Below are 15,535 nucleotides of genomic sequence, written 5' to 3'. Positions count from 1 at the left end.
CCCCCCGCCCCCCCCCCCCCCGTTAAGATGAGATCGTTGGCGGCAAGCACGTTTAGACCTTCTGGAAATGAAACATGGGCTCACACTCAAGCTGCTTGGCTTGTTTTTCATTGCTCGCTTGCTTTTCACTTAGCGTGATCGCTGGCGATGAAATTCCACCAACTGTTGAAGGCGCATTGATTCGAACGAATCCGCTAAAACCGGCGATGGCAAAACTGAGCATTACAGTTCAGGCTGAAAGTCGCGTCGTCCGTTTTCAAGCATCTGTCACAAACGCCACATCGGAAGTATTCCGATTTGATCGGATTGAAAAGTCGTGTTCTTGTCAGGATGTAAAACCAACGAGTGGGAATGTCGAACCCGGCGAGAAAATTGTATTCACGATTGAGCAGGAGTTATCGGAGTTTTCTCATTCCCAGACCCCAGGGGGAAGTTTCCAGCTAATCTCAAATGGCCTCCCTGATGCAATGGTATCGTACGACATCTTGCTGGATAGCTACCTTGGCTTCGGAGCACGCTTCGTCGATCTTTCTAAGAAGCAGAAAGAGAATTCAGTTGAGTTCTTCATCCCGATCGTACTTGGCGAAAAGCAATCCAATGCTGCTGAAGAGTCGCTAACGGAACCCTTCGTCGAACTCGTTGGCTTCCCCTCCAAGTTTAAATTGACCACCAAGATGAACTGGAATAGAAGCGGTTTGGATTGCAAGCTTGATGTTCCTACCCAAGCATCAGACTACCCCTATGTGGGCAAGATCACCTTAACGACAGAATATCAATCAGGGCTTCTCACGATCCCGGTCAGCTTGAGCAGCGGAAGAGCATTTCAAATACACCCACTTTCGCTTCGTTTCCGAAGAGGCGAGGGTGACGACAACGGCTGGATCGCTATTGCGTTCTTGAAATGCGAGGCCTCTGATGCAAAGCCTATCGTCGATGTGATTGACGGGCCAAGTTCGCTGCGTATCGGCACTAAATCGCTGGGCGGGGGAATCAAGAAACTTGAGTTCCACATGAAGGTGCCGAGTTCAAGCACCGATCCTTTGCCGAACAGGCAGGCTCGTGAGCTATCCGTCCGCGTCCGAGGTGCCAAGCTCACACAGATATTCAATCTTCGTTTTACAACACCAACCATGAGGACATTGAGATGACAACCCCAATGAGAAGTGTCATGAGGCAACGACTCTGTTTCGCAGTATTGTGTTTGCTTATCGTTGGTAACACAAGTTCCCACGCAGCTTGTTTTCTAATCAGAAATATCCCGTGCAGCGAAGCTTCGCCTGTCCAGGATTCGTCATGCTCCGCAACCCAGTGCGCATACATGGAAATGCAGGGCGGCGGCTACGCTTATTGCGCGGTACCGCGGACGTACCCGAATCTTCCAATCATAGTGGCAAAAGCCTTTCCATCGGATCCCTCGCACCCCAACACCGAAACCGGGGAAACTAAAGTCAAGACGCCCATGCTGCAGTCCAATATCGTCTACTGCTATGAGTACCAGGATTGTAGTACCGCTTGCGAATTTGGAGTCTGCAAGACGGCAACTGCATGGACTAAGGGGCACCCCGATTTCAACGCACAGTATGATGGTGGGACTGTCTGTACTGGCAACTTCCCAGACTGAAACGAAATGAAGCTTCTTAATTCAGCGCTGATCTTGCCGATCGCTCTGTTGGTTTTCGGATTCCCCAAGGCATCTACGGTTGCTGAAGAGAATCACGACCTAACAACCAACCAAGAACTTGTGAGCATTTTGGAAGCCTCCATGGCTGGTCAGCTTGCGATCAGTCCCATCGATGTTTTTGTGACGACTGAGGCGTCAGAAGAATGGCCAAATTCGTTCGCGTTCGGTGAAACCAGGAAGGTCAGGGTCCAGTTCGATCAACTCGCAGCGCTGTTTCATTTCGCTTCCGAGCAAAAGAAAACTTCCGATGGCCAAAACGAAGTTGCAATCTACGGTCAAAATGTATCGAGAGACGCCGTCTCAACGATATCTGGATTTGGACTTACGAGTCAATTGACTGAAACAGCGAATTTTGATTCGGGATTGATGCTGTCGGATGTCGCGACACCCGACTTATGGACCTACCGAGAGTTTCCTCCATCAATCGGCGGTCGCAAAAGATGGAGAGAACTAAAAGCACGTCTCCTTTCTGAAGACACGGTTTGCAATGTGAGTCCACTGGAAAATGAAAATGCAATTCGGTTGACTGCGAAGATCTACTACCGCAAAGACTCATACGCATTGTTCCACTGGCTGGTTGATTCAAGCGACTACCGAGTTAGAAGTGTTCAATCACTGGAATCAATTCACGGACTTAAAGCTGTCCTGCGGTGGGAAACAGAAGTCAACTACGTCGCCGATGCGAATGAGCCGCGCATTGAATCAATCTTGATGACGAACATTCTAGTCCGACCCACCGAAATACCTGGCAAGGGCGAACTTGGTGAAAGAACCACTGAGTCCCACTTCCACTGGATGACGAGCAAACCCAACGCCCACGTGAAGCCGTTGCGATGGGACTCGTTGCATGATGTCGTTCTATTCCTTCGCGAAGCGGAAAAGAAAAGCGACTCAAGCTCACCCTGACAAAAGTCGCCTCGTCAGGACTTTGACATTCATTTTCGATTGATTACTCAACTCGGAAAAATGCTGCGTACTTGTAGCCGGTCGGGCTTTTCGAATCCCCAGTGCGCCGCCAGTGCGTCGGCGGCATCTTCAATGTCGGTATGCTCACGCCAGACTCCGTTTCGCAAATAGGCGTGCGCAAGTTCGTGAGCGATGATATAGCGACTGAACTTAAGGTCGCACGACGCCAGTCGCGCCTTGAGAACGACGCAGCGACTACCTTTGCCGTCATGCGATGGTAGTGCCATCCAAAGCGTCTGTTTGCCAGACGCGTTTTGCTGAAGCTTTGTGATTGAAAATCGCGGATCTTCCGAAAAGTCCTCAATCACTTCGGCCGGCAACTGCGTCAACACATCACGCACGCGACCATAAAGCAGTTGATCATCCAACAATGCCAATAGCAATTGTTGGACCTTTGCTGAAAACGCTGCTCCGCCTGTTGGTTCGGATTTGCCTTCGGCATCGGACGTTGGCATGGTCTTACAGGGGAAAGTGTTGGGAACAGCAATCAAAGCATCGAACACAAGTTGATGCTACGGATCGAGTGACGAAGTGACTTGATTGACCGCCAATTCCGTTTCACCTGAACTCGACGACGCATAGGCATGGTCGCCATCGCTCGCACCCGATGCATTCAAAGCTGTTGGCGGTGTCGGAACGAGCGATGCAATCGCATGCGGCTCAATGGGGTTTGCCAAAAGCAATTGGCGTCGCTTCGAGCCCTGCCACAACGCCCCCAAATGGATCAACGTGAATGCCAATCCAATCATCGCCATTGCAAATGCCATCATCGTGACGTACCGAGGGTCGGCCTGAAGCCCAACCGGTGGCTGATTCAACGCACCGGTAACAAACTGAATTGTCACTCGAGTCAAACCAAGCACTGTCGCTAGGGTCGTAAGTCCAGCCGCGGCGTGCATCGAAATGCGGCGTCGGTGCGGATTCAAACCGACCACGCCGCAAAACAGCACGGGGATACCGAACATCAAGGGAACGAACTGAATAGGATGCTTGACCAAACTCGTCAACATGCCCGCCGCCGAAAGGCCGCACAGAAGCAATCCAAAAATTATACTGACTCTTGCCATGCGACCAAACTTAACGCCTGCGTGATTTCGTGCCTAGCGATCCTGCATTTTCAGGACCGGCAACCGTCCACGGCGATCGATTTGCTCGCGAATGGAGGCCGGAGTCTTATCGGCGGGCACGGGACGTTTTTCTGGCGGCAGTCCCGGAGGCTGATACTGGGAACCCTGACGCGTGCCCCGCTTGGCGAATTCAGCTTCGATCGACAACCTTAGCGAAGATTTTTCCAGACACCATTTGGGTTCGATCAAGAAGTCAGACGGGGCATCGCCGCTAATTCGTTCGACGATCACCTGGGGAGGAATCCGTTCCAAAAAATCGACAACGGTTCGCACGTACTCGTCACGATCCATCATTTTCGTCTGACCACTGAGCACTTCTTCACCCAGAGGAGTTCCGCGAACGGCATAAAGGTTGTGAAGCTTGATGGCATCGAATCCCAGAACACCAATCTCGATCGCCGTTTCCATCATCATCGCGTGACTTTCACCGGGAATGCCCAAAATTACGTGAGCACAGATTTCAAACCCTCGACCGCGACTGCGATCGATTGCGTTGATCATGTCCGCATGGCTATGAGCCCGGTTCATCCAAACAAGACTCGCGTCGTGAATCGTTTGCATGCCGTATTCCACAGAGACATACGATTGTGAAGCCAGCTCTTCAATCAATGATAATACCGATTCAGGAACGCAATCTGGACGAGTGCCAATCGCTAGCCCAACAATCTCGTCTTGAATTTCGTCGTTAAGACCTAACGCTAATTCAAACACTTCACGTAACTGCTCGACGGGCGCGTACGTATTGGTCGCTGGCTGGAAGTAAGCGATAAACCCGGAAACCTTCTTGTAACGTTCACGGACCGTTTGAATCCCAGATAGCAACTGAGTCTTCACCTGCTGTAGCCGCACGCGGCGCGATGGACTGAACGAACGGTTGTCGCAAAAATTGCACCCACCTTTGGCGACGGCGCCATCGACATTCGGACACGTGAACCCGGCGTCAATGCTGACCCGCTGAATCCGCCCCCCAAACCGATTTTGCAGAGCCCGACCGAAGGCATTGATCGGACTCTCGCCATCCATCCAAGAAAGTGAACCGGAGTGTCCTGGCAACGCGGGACTTTCGGGCAGACAAGCTCGATCGGCTTCGTTATTCGTCACGGGGGCCTAACTGGAAAATGGTAGTGGCAGAAAGAAAACGACCATGGGAATCAAAAATGTCGTCACTAGAAGTGTTGCCAACGGGGGGATACGAGTCAGAATATAGATGTGCGAGCGGTGAACTCGCCATGGATTACCGTTTTGATCATTTCACTTTATCTTGAGAACCACCCGTGCCCGAAGAACATATGCCCGAATACGCTGGGCCCTACGGTCAACTGACGCCCTGCGGCGGCGGCGACCCCATCCCGCTGGTCAAGGATCGTTTGTTGATCGGACGTCGGGGTGAAGTCGACATCGAGTTGAGGTTTCCCAACGTGTCCACCCAACACTGCCGGATGTCGTTGGAACAGGGCTATTGGTTCGTGAGAGATCTAAACAGCCGCAATGGAACCAAGGTAGACGATCGCGCCGTAATGCGTAAGCGACTTGATCCCGGCTGCAAACTTTCCATCGCAAAGCACCACTACGTGGTGGAATACGAACCTCAAATGCTGGGCGCTTACGGCCCACCACCGGCTGATGATGACTACATGGACGAATTGATGCGGAGTTCATTGATGGACCGCGCCGGGATCAGCAAGCGAGGAAAAAACAAAGACGAATAGCTGACGAAGACGGTAAACTTCGGGAGTCGACCGTTCGTCATTCCCGAAGCGAGAGGTTTCGTCATGAATTTGTCTTCAAGTAAGGTTTCGGCGGCTCAAGTTCCCGCAAGAGAACGGGCTGCCGAGAATTGTTCTGCAGCAGAACCGGGCTCGGCTCCCTCGGAAGACGCGCGACTTGAGTTGTCGATTGGCGACTATTTGATCAAGCGACTGCGAGACTATGGCATCGACGACGTCTTTGGCATTCCCGGCGACTACGTGCTGTCGTTCTACAGCAAGCTTGAAAAGAGCCCCATCAATGTTGTCGGTTGCACCCGAGAAGATTGCGCGGGGTTTGCGGCTGATGCCTACGCTCGACTTCGCGGGATGGGCGCTCTTTGCGTAACGTACTGTGTCGGTGGCCTTAGTGTTTGCAACTCAATCGCCGGTGCTTACGCGGAAAAGTCGCCGGTCGTCGTGATCTCTGGTGCACCCGGCATGAAAGAACGGTCTCATGGTGCGTTACTTCACCATATGGTTCGGGACTTTCGAACCCAAGTTGAAGTGTTTGAAAAGTTCACGATTGCGACCGCAGAGCTTAACGATCCGCTGACTGCCTATTCGGAAATCGACAGAGTGCTCGATGCCTGCGATCGCTACAAACGGCCTGTCTTCATCGAACTGCCGCGCGACATGGTGCACGTTGTGCCCCCGATGACCCATCGCTTTGCCCGGCCCGAAAGAACCAATGATGCCCAGGCAACCGCCGAAGCCATCAAGGAAACCGCGCAACGAATCACGTCGGCCAAGAAACCAGTGATCGTGGCCGGCGTAGAAATCCACCGTTTTGGTTTGCAAGACGAATTGCTCAAACTGGCTGAAACCACGGGGATTCCCATCGCAACGACGATGCTGGGCAAGAGCGTTGTCAGCGAACGACATCCGTTGTTCGTTGGACTTTACGAAGGCGCTTTAGGTGATCCCAAGGTGACTCAGTTCGTCGAGGAAAGCGACTTGGTGCTGCTACTTGGCGCTTTCTTGAGTGACATCAACTTAGGAATCTATTCCGCCAAGCTTGATCCGGACCACTGCGTCTACGCGACCAGCGAAACGCTTCGGATTTCTCATCACCATTATCACAATGTTGACCTGAAGCTTTTTTTGTCCGGACTGCATGCCAGTGCGCCGACCGCGAGCAAACGTGATATCTCAGCGTTGAAACGCGACGCAGTTAAAGAAACGCGATCAAGCGACGATCCCAAACGTCCGTTGCAAACCAGTCGCATGATGAGAAAGCTGAACGAACTGATTGACGCTGACACGATCGTGATTGCCGACGTGGGGGATTCCTTGTTTGCGTCCACGGAATTAACGATCCACGATCGTGGCGAATTCCTATCACCCGCTTATTACACTTCGATGGGATTTAGCATCCCGGCTGCGCTGGGTGCTTCAAAGGCTCGCCCCGATCATCGAGTCGTCGTACTTGTTGGTGATGGTGCCTTTCAAATGACGGGCCAGGAACTCAGTACGTTGGTTCGTGAAGGGCATCACCCCATCGTGATCCTATTGGATAATCACGGTTACGGCACGGAGCGGTATCTACACGCTGGCGAATGGAAATACAACGAAGTGCATCGCTGGAATTACGCCAAACTCTTTGACGTCTACGGAAAAGGACATGCGGTGGTCGTGGACGATGAGGCCGGCTACGAGGCCGCCTTACAGAACGCCTGGGACGACATCACGCGTCCTCATTTGATCCAGGCGGTTTTGATGGAGGGTGACGCCAGCGACACGCTCAGGAAAATGGCCGAGCGGATGGGCCAGAACGTGACGTAACCGGTCTCGGGTAAACCACCCTCAACTGGCCCCGATGCCAGTCACCCAAGCACGTTAGCGCGCAGCACATTTGATCGCAAACGATCCATAGGGTCACGGATGTACCCCGTTTGCGGACGCAAAAAATCGCGAAAACTCGCAAAACGCGCCCTTCTAAGGCTACTGAAAGCCGCGCCGACGCCGCATAATCGCTAATGCCAGCATATCCAAAGTGGGCCCTCTAGGCAGTTTGGGCAAAACATTCAATTCCTCAATTGAATGCTCTCACTTCGGACGGAAACGAACTAATCTTGGTTGTGTCGGGGACGCGAACGACACCATGATTCACTACCAGATATTAAGCGTCCCCCCGTGCGAGGCGGGGTCGGTCTTTCGGGATCGGCCTCGCCTTTTTTCGTGCATCAAGCGCGATGCAACGAGAATCGTTCCGGTTACGAAACCGGGCTCTTCATCAGATCCTGGAAGCGCTCGAATAGGTATCCACTGTCGTGCGGGCCTGAAGCGGCCTCCGGGTGATACTGAACGCCGAACGCAGCTTCGCCACGATGGCGAACTCCCGCGATCGTATCATCGTTCAAATTACGATGCGTGATCTCGAGTTCATCAGGAAGTGATTCTTCCTCGACCGCGAAGCCGTGGTTCTGAGTGGTGATTTCTACTTTGCCCGTAGTCAGGTCAAGCACCGGTTGGTTAACACCGCGATGACCGAACTTCAACTTGAACGTCTTAGCTCCACATGCGAGCGAAAGCAGTTGATGTCCCAGGCAAATACCGAACACCGGAACCTTGCCAATCAATTCGTTGATCGTCTTGTGCGCGTATTCAAGCGGCTCGGGGTCTCCAGGGCCATTGGACAAGAAGACGCCGTTCGCTTCGAGACGCAGCACATCCTCGGCGCTGGTATCGCCGGGAACGATGGTGACTTTATTGCCTCGGGATGCAAAGTGCCGAGGGATGTTCCACTTCATGCCAAAGTCCATGCACACGACATGATTGCCGACGCCGGCATCGTGAGGGCCTTTGATTTCCGCGGCTGACCAATCGTCCAGACGTTCGTCCCAGGACACCGTTTCCTTGGACATCACTTCACGCACCAAGTCACGACCGACCAGTCCGGGTGCCGATTTGGCTTTGGCGACCAGCGACGCGTCGTCGAGGTCCGTTGTCGAAATAACGCCCCGCATTGCCCCCATCTCGCGAATTCTTCGAACGAGAGAGCGAGTGTCGATCCCTGCTAAAGCGATCACATTGTGCTTCTGCAGATAAGCGCCAAGGTCACCTTCGGCGCGATAGTTACTGTAAATTCGGCTGACTTCACGAACGATGAAGCCGGATAAGGATGGCTTTGCGTGTTCGACGTCGATGCTGTTGACGCCGTAATTGCCAATTTCGGGATACGTCATCGTGACGATTTGGCCGCGATAGGACGGATCGGTCAGGATTTCCTGATATCCGGTCATCGCGGTGTTAAAGACGACTTCGCCGTCCACTTCGCCTTGGGCTCCAAAGGATTCTCCTGTGAAAATGGAACCGTCTTCGAGTGCAAGTTTGGCGGTGTTCATGTCGCGAGGTTTTTTTCAAAGGAGATTACAAAAACTAAACCTTTGAAGAATATCAGACCAGGCAAATCTTGCGAGTGGTGGTGCGGGCTCAGGCTGGCAAATCAAGTGTCGATTAGGTCTTCCGGATCAAGGATCGGGATGGCGTTTTCTTCAGTTTCCTGTTTTTCTCGCCAAGGCTCGTTCTGCTTGTATTTTTCCAGTTCTTCCTCGAGCTGCTCTAATTGGTTGTGCTCTTGGTCGGCTGCCAATTCCACCGCTTTGCCGCTCCATTTCCGAGCGTTTTCATAGTCGCCCTGCTCGGCGTAGGCCGCAGCCAGAGTGCTCAAGATGTGAGGCGCTTCGTGATTGGTTAGCTCAGCGGACTTTTCGGCCAGCTCTAAAGCTCTTGCACCGTTTCGAATATCGTCGTTCGGGGACGTCGCCAGCACCCAGGCCAAGTTGTTGTACAACCCGGATGCTTCGTCGATATCTCGCTTGGAAGCTTCTTGCGGATCCAGGTTTCCGATTGCGGCAATCGCACTTTCGTAGTCAGCAATCGCTGCTTTATGGTCGCCAACGCTCAGCAAAGCGTCACCCCGAGTGCGAAGCACCCCAACATTTTCGGGGTCACCGGCAAGAATATCGGTAAGGACTTCGATCGCTTTGCGTGGCCGTTCGTCAATGGTGTACAGCGTGGCCAAACGAAGTTTCCGAAAGGTGCTGTCGGGCGCACGATCGACTAGCAATTTGGCATCGTTGATTGCATCGGCATTTCGCTTTTCAGCAATGGCGATTTGCATGCGTAGTTCGATTCCTTCATCGGCTTCGGCAATCAAAGGCATGACCTGAATCGCAGCACGAAAATCAGCTTTGGCGGACCTTAAGTCGTCGCGTTCGAGTGCGAGCCCAGATCGCTGCAACAATGTCATTGGATCCTTGGGAGCCATGGCGATCGCCTTATCAAGATCAGCCATCGCTTCATCGAGTTGACCTTCCTCGCGGTGCAAAATCGCCCGCATGCGATACATCCCTTCGCTTGGCTTAGCGGCGAGCATCTTGGTGACGAGTTCGCGAGCTTCAGCAACACGATCGCGATCAACCAACTTCTGAATCACGCTGCCGGCGAAAGCGGTATTAGTAGGATCTTCGACGAGCACTTTTTCGAGGTCACCAATTGCTCCTTCAATATCACCGGCATCCAGACGAATGCTGGCCCGCATTTGAATCGCTTCTTTGTTATCAGGATCAGCCTTCAAAGCAGCGTCCAGGTCCGCGAGCTTGCCTTCGTCCGTTTCATTCGTGAGCGCTCGCAGAACGTAAGCCGAACTTTGTTCCTTGGGCTCGTCATCGAGCAACCCAATCGCACTGGTGGTCGCCTTTTTGATTTCTTCTCGTTCGCCACCGGGCATCAGATGCAAACGTGCAATCAGCAAGAACCCTTCAACGAGTTCCGGATCATTTTCCACAGCCCGAGCAAGAATCTCGAGCGTTTCGCTGCGAATAGCTATTTGGCGACTACTCAACCCGCCACGTTGATCGGCAGCTTGGGGAAAGGTCGCGATCAGACTTTCGGCTCGCTGCAGCAAAACCGATCCAAGCATCTTTTTAGCGAACGCTTGGTTTTCTTCATCCAGTCCCTTTTTGATCGCGGATTCAAGCAGTGCCGAAACCGCTTCGAGTGCCTGAGGGGTATCAGCACCGATTCGTTTGACAATCGCCTCATCAAGATCGGCTTGTCCTTCGGCAGCAGGTTTTACCGCCGGAACGGTCGCGTTGTCCTGGCCGTAAGCGATTGGCGCCACCAGCAACGGGCTAGAACAAGCAATCGCGAGACTGAACACCCACAATCGTTTGACCGATAGGTTGCGATTGCGAGCGGTTGGGGGCTGAAAACGATCCGAAGTCATAGAAGCTGTCCGTCAAGAAGGATGTGCGTATCCTTCTATTATGGCGCGGTGGCGACTTCGGGCGTAGGCCGGTTTGAATGAAATTCTCGGTCAATGCGACCGGACCGGGATCCAGGCGGTAGTTAAACGAGCGTTTCGACTTGGGATGGCGACTTCGCAAGTTGTTGGCGAAGACTCTCATTTTCTGCTCTGAGTCGGTCCAGTTGCCCCAAAACGTGATTGAAGTCACCGCCGGCTTCAAGCCAAAAGTCTCCGGTTCGAAAATTGACCGGACGAGCGGGTTGATCGGTAGCGAGCTTGCGAAGCTCAGTTCGCAGCCGATACATTGGGCCAGCGAACCGATTGCTCAGCTTGAGTGTGTCGAGCACGAAAACAGGCAGCAAAATCACCATCACGCCGATCACGGGCCACTGCGAAGAAATCCCTTCTCGGAACGAATCAGAAAAGCCAACGGTACCGGCACCAAGCATGACCCGGACCATCACTCCAATGGTGACCAAGCAAACCAAGAATAGTAACCAGTGACTTATGAACCGTCCGGCAATGGACCACTGAACTTTGGGATCAACGAGGATTTGTGAGCGTTGATGCATGGGACTGTAAAACTCTGAAATGGGATTCGAGCGCAACTACTAGGAAACCGGAATCGAGGTTCCGTGAAACCTTAGCTCGTAAAACTGGCGATCGTGGTCATCTTCACGCGAATTCCCCCCCCGCCGCCCGAGGGCAGTGTCCAAGCCGTCGTCACAACTTCTGCAATCCGAACGAGCGATCCCATCGGAAGAAAATCCGCCCCCTCAGCCCGTACCGGCCCAACGCGAAGGCGTCGGTGCGGCCGATTGATGGGATTGGATCGGTCGCGCCAAATCTGCGATGTCTCGCTTTTTTGACTATGCGGTATTTGACTTTGCGGTCATTCAAGCGAGCCGTAACACGCCCCATCCAAGATTGGCCTCAGCCCAAGAGCGTTGCTAGGACACGAGCGCTGCTAAGACACGAGCGTTGCTAGGACACGAAACCCGTCCGCATGGCGTTCCGGCGGCGATCAATAAACCGACAGCCCAGTGAGATGAATGCGTTTGCACGTCATCTGATCGAAAGCATGAAAATGAAACTGAACCGCAATCGACGACGACTTCTTGTCTCTACCCTGGCAGCTCTTTGCTTCAGCTCGGGCAATTACGTTTCGGCGGAAGGGCTCATCGTCGGCATTGGCAAGGAACCGATCGACCGGACCGGTCGTTACCTAGGTATTGGATGGGGTGATGGCTATCACGCTTGCGACGGTTCGGGTGCGCGGCCATGCAGCGATTTGCCGCCGGTCAGCTCGCGAGCGATTCGTCGCCGCAATCATTTGAAGTCCATGACGTTCTATGACAAGTTCGACGAATCCAACGTCATTCACCCGACTCAGTATCGAATTCGACGCCCGGCTAGCCCCGCGCCTTGCGATGGTTCAGAAAATTGCGATTCGGCCATGGGCTACGAATCGATGACGGACTGGAATGTGCAAGGCGAAGGCGTCAGCATTGTCACCGACCATGAATTTTTATCGTCCACCGACGACGTGCTACTCAATCAGCCAACGATCTCTCAACCAACCATCGCCCAACCAGTTTTGGCCGAACCCAAACTGCCCGCTCCACGCCGCATCGCGCCGGTGGAATCCACTGACGAAACAAATCCGACCTGGGATGAAGATTCCGGGCAAAGTCCATCCGATCAAGAACAACGGTCGCAGGAACAACAAGACGACGACCCTGATGACCTCCTCAGTGGCAATTTTCCCGGTGGCGAAACAGAAAACCCACAATTCTCGCGAGCTGACCTGCACCAGACCTACGGATCGCCATTGCGATTGCCCTCGGTCGCCCCAGCAACGACGCCGATTCGCATGCCAATGACGGCCTCGACGGTTGCTGATACGTCCACCGCGCGTCCAACACGGTTACCCCAACCCAACAATCGCCCAGAACGCGTCGCCACTAACGCTGCTATCGCCACTACGGCACCGGTCGATCCTGTCGCCATTACGGTACCGGTCGCCACGAAATCACGCCAGGAACTCGCGTCCCAAAGCGTGACCTCTCCAGCAGAAACACCTCTGCCCGCGGGCCCTCGCGAAACATTAAAACCCACGCGAATTCCCGCCGACGAGGACACCGACCGCGACCGAGTCGCCCATCGCGAACAGCCGGAATCTCGACAACCCGCGGTTCGCCAAAACCCGTTCTTCCGCTAGCACACGCGAGCCGCCTTCGCGCACGCGGTCCGTTGGTCGATACTTCGCAGAATCAGAATTTCCCTGTTTCTTGAACCCTAGCGAAGTGCGGCCTCATTCCGCGCGAGTTGAAAACGAATCATGCAACGATCTTTAGTGCTGCTCAAACCCGACTGTGTACAACGTGGATTGATGGGCAAGGTAATTTCCCGCTTCGAGGAAAAAGGCCTTGCGATTATCGCCATGAAGATGATCCACGTGACACCAGAGCTTTCTGCAAAGCACTATGCCGAGCACGCCGAGAAACCATTCTACCCGTCGCTCGAATCTTTCATCACGTCCGCCCCTGTTCTGGCCATGGCTATCGAAGGGCTTGAAGCGATCACTGTGATCCGCGACATGCTGGGTGCCACCAACGGCCTCAAGGCTGCTCCCGGCACAATCCGCGGCGACTTCAGCAGCAGCCGCCAAATGAATTTGGTCCACGCCAGCGATAGCGAAGAATCAGCCAAGCGAGAATTGGACTTGTACTTTAGCGAAGGCGAGTTCTGTTCGTTCGAAAACGCAATGGTCGCGTTCATGCGAGCTGCGGACGAATAGACGGCTCATCCCACGATTCTTGATTCGTGGGTGGCTCGGTTTAGCTTGCCGCGTTTTGACGCGGCCGCGACGTCTCAGACGACGTCGTGATCCAGATAGCAACGCGATCCTAACACTAATGTCGAAAGGATCGCGGCCGGAGCTAGCGGCGATTTGCTTTTTCTTCAGCGCGTGCTTCTTGCAACGCTGCGGCCTCACGAGGCAGCTTGAATTCAGGTCCCGATGGGAAGTACTGCACGTCGTCTTGCAGGTAGTACGGACTCGGCAGGGTTTGCCCATTGAGCGAAACCTGACAACCGGTCGACATGAACATGCAAAAACCAGCTGCCACGATTGCAGCGATGCTGGTAGAGGTGCGTTGTGTGCGTCCTTGGCTAATCATCGTCGTTGCCTTTGCGGTCCAAGTCTGAGTGGGAGGAAGAACCATGAAGGGGAGTTTCACGAGCGGTCAGCACGTCGTTTCCATAACACGGGCATCAATCTTCATGTTTCGTCATAAACGGTATCGGTCGGATAACCCGTCTATCTTTACATCCATCTAAGAATTTTCTGGCCGCCGGGGCGCCAACACGATTTATAGGTCCTCATTTGCCCAGGGACTGTCCGGCGCAAGCGTCAAAAAACGCTGCCAATGATGCTGAGCTTCAATGTCGCGTCCGATCTTATCGAGCACCTTGGCGAGGTGATAATGAACATCGGGATAGTCATCATGCAAAGCCAACGCCCCCCGAAACGCAGCAATTGCTAATTCGTAGCGACGCTCTTCGTTCAACACGATTCCCAACGAGCAACGAGCCTCGACGAAGTCCGGATCCAATTCGATCGCCGCAAAAAACCGCTCACGAGCCGCCTGGACCTCATTCTTGCGATACAACAACTCGCCAAGCTGAAAGTGCAATTCCGGCCGTGGTCCATCGCGACCGAGCAAGATATGCAGCATGTCGATAGCGGTTTCCAAGTCCCCTTCGTCCTCTGCTTCATAGGCTTGTTGCAACAAAGGGTCAATCGGATCTGGTTCAGGCTGATGATCATAGATCGACAATACCGCGGGATGCTCCTCGCTGGGATACTCGCCATTGTAAACCGAGAACGAAACATCAGGCTCTGCATCGAACGAATCGAAATCGAACCTCAATTGTCCTCCGGTTTCGATCAATCCCTCGCCGCTGCGAAGCAGGACATGCTTGCCTTCAACCAATATGCTCAATTGGTCGAGCGGTCGCTGCATGTCTGGCAAAATCTCGACGAGCTCGACTAACCGCTGCTCGATCGCTTTCGGACTGGCTCCCGATGCAATCCAGCTCGCCAGCCGACGAGCCGTGGTGACTTCTTGAAAATCGAAGTACGGCAATCGGTGCAGTGTCCGGACCGGCGTAATCAATCCGCGTCGATGCCATCGCCGGATCACACGCACCGATACCCCCAACAAATGAGCGAGCATCACGGGCGTGTAGTAGCGTCGAATGGTTTGCTCGATGTCTACCAGACCCAGACGCTGCCACAATTCTGTTTCGTGCAAAATCTCGACTTCGCCGGCAGCCGACGCATCCAATAATCGCTTGCCGATTAGCTCGGCATCGGCCAAGGGTGACTCCTCGGCGCCCACCACGATCCAATCGATTGCCTTGGCGTCCAAATCCACCACCACGGCGTCAAAGGATCGCAGGACTTTCGAAACTTCGCGCTGATTCATCCCGCCGAATCGCCCCACCAGCGATACCCGCTTACCGCTAACGATTTCATCGCCAGCTTCGTCACGCGGATCATCACCGACGTCGTCGCCCTGTCCGTTGTTTTGATCGTTATTTTGATCGTCATCGCGATCGTAATCGGGATTGCCTAATTCAGCATGATCATCGTCGGTATAATCAAGGTCAGCGCGATCATCGCCAACTTGATTTTCATCTGTCGATGTCAGTTTGATTTCGGTATATGTTTCGTCGGACATAACCGCCATCATTA

14 protein-coding genes are annotated in these 15,535 nt (G+C 53.6%); 6 read left to right on the top strand and 8 right to left on the bottom strand.

The annotated features are described in order from the left end of the window. The first annotated feature begins 134 nt into the window (after positions 1-134). Complete coding sequence (locus Pla22_RS10200) at positions 135-1,148, top strand: hypothetical protein (protein WP_146514519.1); 1,014 nt, start codon at positions 135-137, stop codon at positions 1,146-1,148. A 479-nt stretch (positions 1,149-1,627) separates the two neighbouring features. Further along, positions 1,628-2,587 (top strand): hypothetical protein, encoded by a 960-nt coding sequence (locus Pla22_RS10195; RefSeq protein WP_146514518.1) that lies wholly within the window; start codon positions 1,628-1,630, stop codon positions 2,585-2,587. A gap of 47 nt (positions 2,588-2,634) precedes the next feature. Here Pla22_RS10195 and Pla22_RS10190 read toward each other — a convergent pair whose 3' ends face one another. The 3 genes from Pla22_RS10190 to Pla22_RS10180 are packed head-to-tail and all read right to left on the bottom strand — an operon-like array spanning position 2,635 to position 4,797. Then, positions 2,635-3,102: an ImmA/IrrE family metallo-endopeptidase gene (locus Pla22_RS10190; RefSeq protein ID WP_242631916.1), complete on the bottom strand. Its 468-nt coding sequence runs from the start codon at positions 3,100-3,102 to the stop codon at positions 2,635-2,637. A gap of 57 nt (positions 3,103-3,159) precedes the next feature. Next, positions 3,160-3,714: a hypothetical protein gene (locus tag Pla22_RS10185; protein ID WP_146514517.1), complete on the bottom strand. Its 555-nt coding sequence runs from the start codon at positions 3,712-3,714 to the stop codon at positions 3,160-3,162. Positions 3,715-3,747: 33 nt separating this feature from the next. Then, entirely contained in the window at positions 3,748-4,797 is a 1,050-nt protein-coding gene (locus Pla22_RS10180; protein ID WP_146515354.1) for a TIGR01212 family radical SAM protein, read from the bottom strand. Between the two features lie 251 nt (positions 4,798-5,048). Here Pla22_RS10180 and Pla22_RS10175 point away from each other — a divergent pair, with 251 nt between their 5' ends. Then, a complete protein-coding gene (locus Pla22_RS10175) occupies positions 5,049-5,483 on the top strand; it encodes an FHA domain-containing protein (RefSeq protein WP_242631915.1) in 435 nt (144 codons plus the stop codon). Between the two features lie 63 nt (positions 5,484-5,546). Then, entirely contained in the window at positions 5,547-7,304 is a 1,758-nt protein-coding gene (locus Pla22_RS10170) for an alpha-keto acid decarboxylase family protein (protein WP_165440589.1), read from the top strand. A gap of 431 nt (positions 7,305-7,735) precedes the next feature. On the opposite strand, the gene carA is transcribed toward Pla22_RS10170, so the two are convergent. The 3 genes from carA to Pla22_RS10155 form a co-directional block, all read right to left on the bottom strand. After that, complete coding sequence (carA, locus tag Pla22_RS10165) at positions 7,736-8,866, bottom strand: glutamine-hydrolyzing carbamoyl-phosphate synthase small subunit (RefSeq protein ID WP_146514516.1); 1,131 nt, start codon at positions 8,864-8,866, stop codon at positions 7,736-7,738. A 101-nt stretch (positions 8,867-8,967) separates the two neighbouring features. After that, positions 8,968-10,752: a tetratricopeptide repeat protein gene (locus Pla22_RS10160; protein ID WP_146514515.1), complete on the bottom strand. Its 1,785-nt coding sequence runs from the start codon at positions 10,750-10,752 to the stop codon at positions 8,968-8,970. Positions 10,753-10,874: 122 nt separating this feature from the next. After that, positions 10,875-11,345 (bottom strand): hypothetical protein, encoded by a 471-nt coding sequence (locus Pla22_RS10155; RefSeq protein ID WP_146514514.1) that lies wholly within the window; start codon positions 11,343-11,345, stop codon positions 10,875-10,877. A gap of 509 nt (positions 11,346-11,854) precedes the next feature. Between Pla22_RS10155 and Pla22_RS10150 the strand changes: the two genes are divergently transcribed. Continuing rightward, positions 11,855-12,994, top strand: coding sequence for a hypothetical protein (locus Pla22_RS10150; protein WP_146514513.1), 1,140 nt, complete (start codon positions 11,855-11,857; stop codon positions 12,992-12,994). 120 nt (positions 12,995-13,114) lie between these two features. Beyond that, positions 13,115-13,573, top strand: coding sequence for a nucleoside-diphosphate kinase (gene ndk / locus Pla22_RS10145; RefSeq protein ID WP_146514512.1), 459 nt, complete (start codon positions 13,115-13,117; stop codon positions 13,571-13,573). A gap of 142 nt (positions 13,574-13,715) precedes the next feature. Here ndk and Pla22_RS10140 read toward each other — a convergent pair whose 3' ends face one another. Next, complete coding sequence (locus Pla22_RS10140; protein WP_242631914.1) at positions 13,716-14,000, bottom strand: hypothetical protein; 285 nt, start codon at positions 13,998-14,000, stop codon at positions 13,716-13,718. A gap of 147 nt (positions 14,001-14,147) precedes the next feature. Next, positions 14,148-15,521, bottom strand: a complete 1,374-nt coding sequence (locus tag Pla22_RS10135) for a tetratricopeptide repeat protein (protein WP_146514511.1) — start codon at positions 15,519-15,521, stop codon at positions 14,148-14,150. Between the last annotated feature and the right edge of the window lie 14 nt (positions 15,522-15,535).

Origin of the sequence: Rubripirellula amarantea, from assembly GCF_007859865.1 — a bacterium.
GTDB lineage: Bacteria > Planctomycetota > Planctomycetia > Pirellulales > Pirellulaceae > Rubripirellula > Rubripirellula amarantea.
The sequence above is the reverse complement of the archived record's forward strand: the minus strand, read 5'-3'. Positions and strand labels throughout refer to the sequence as shown.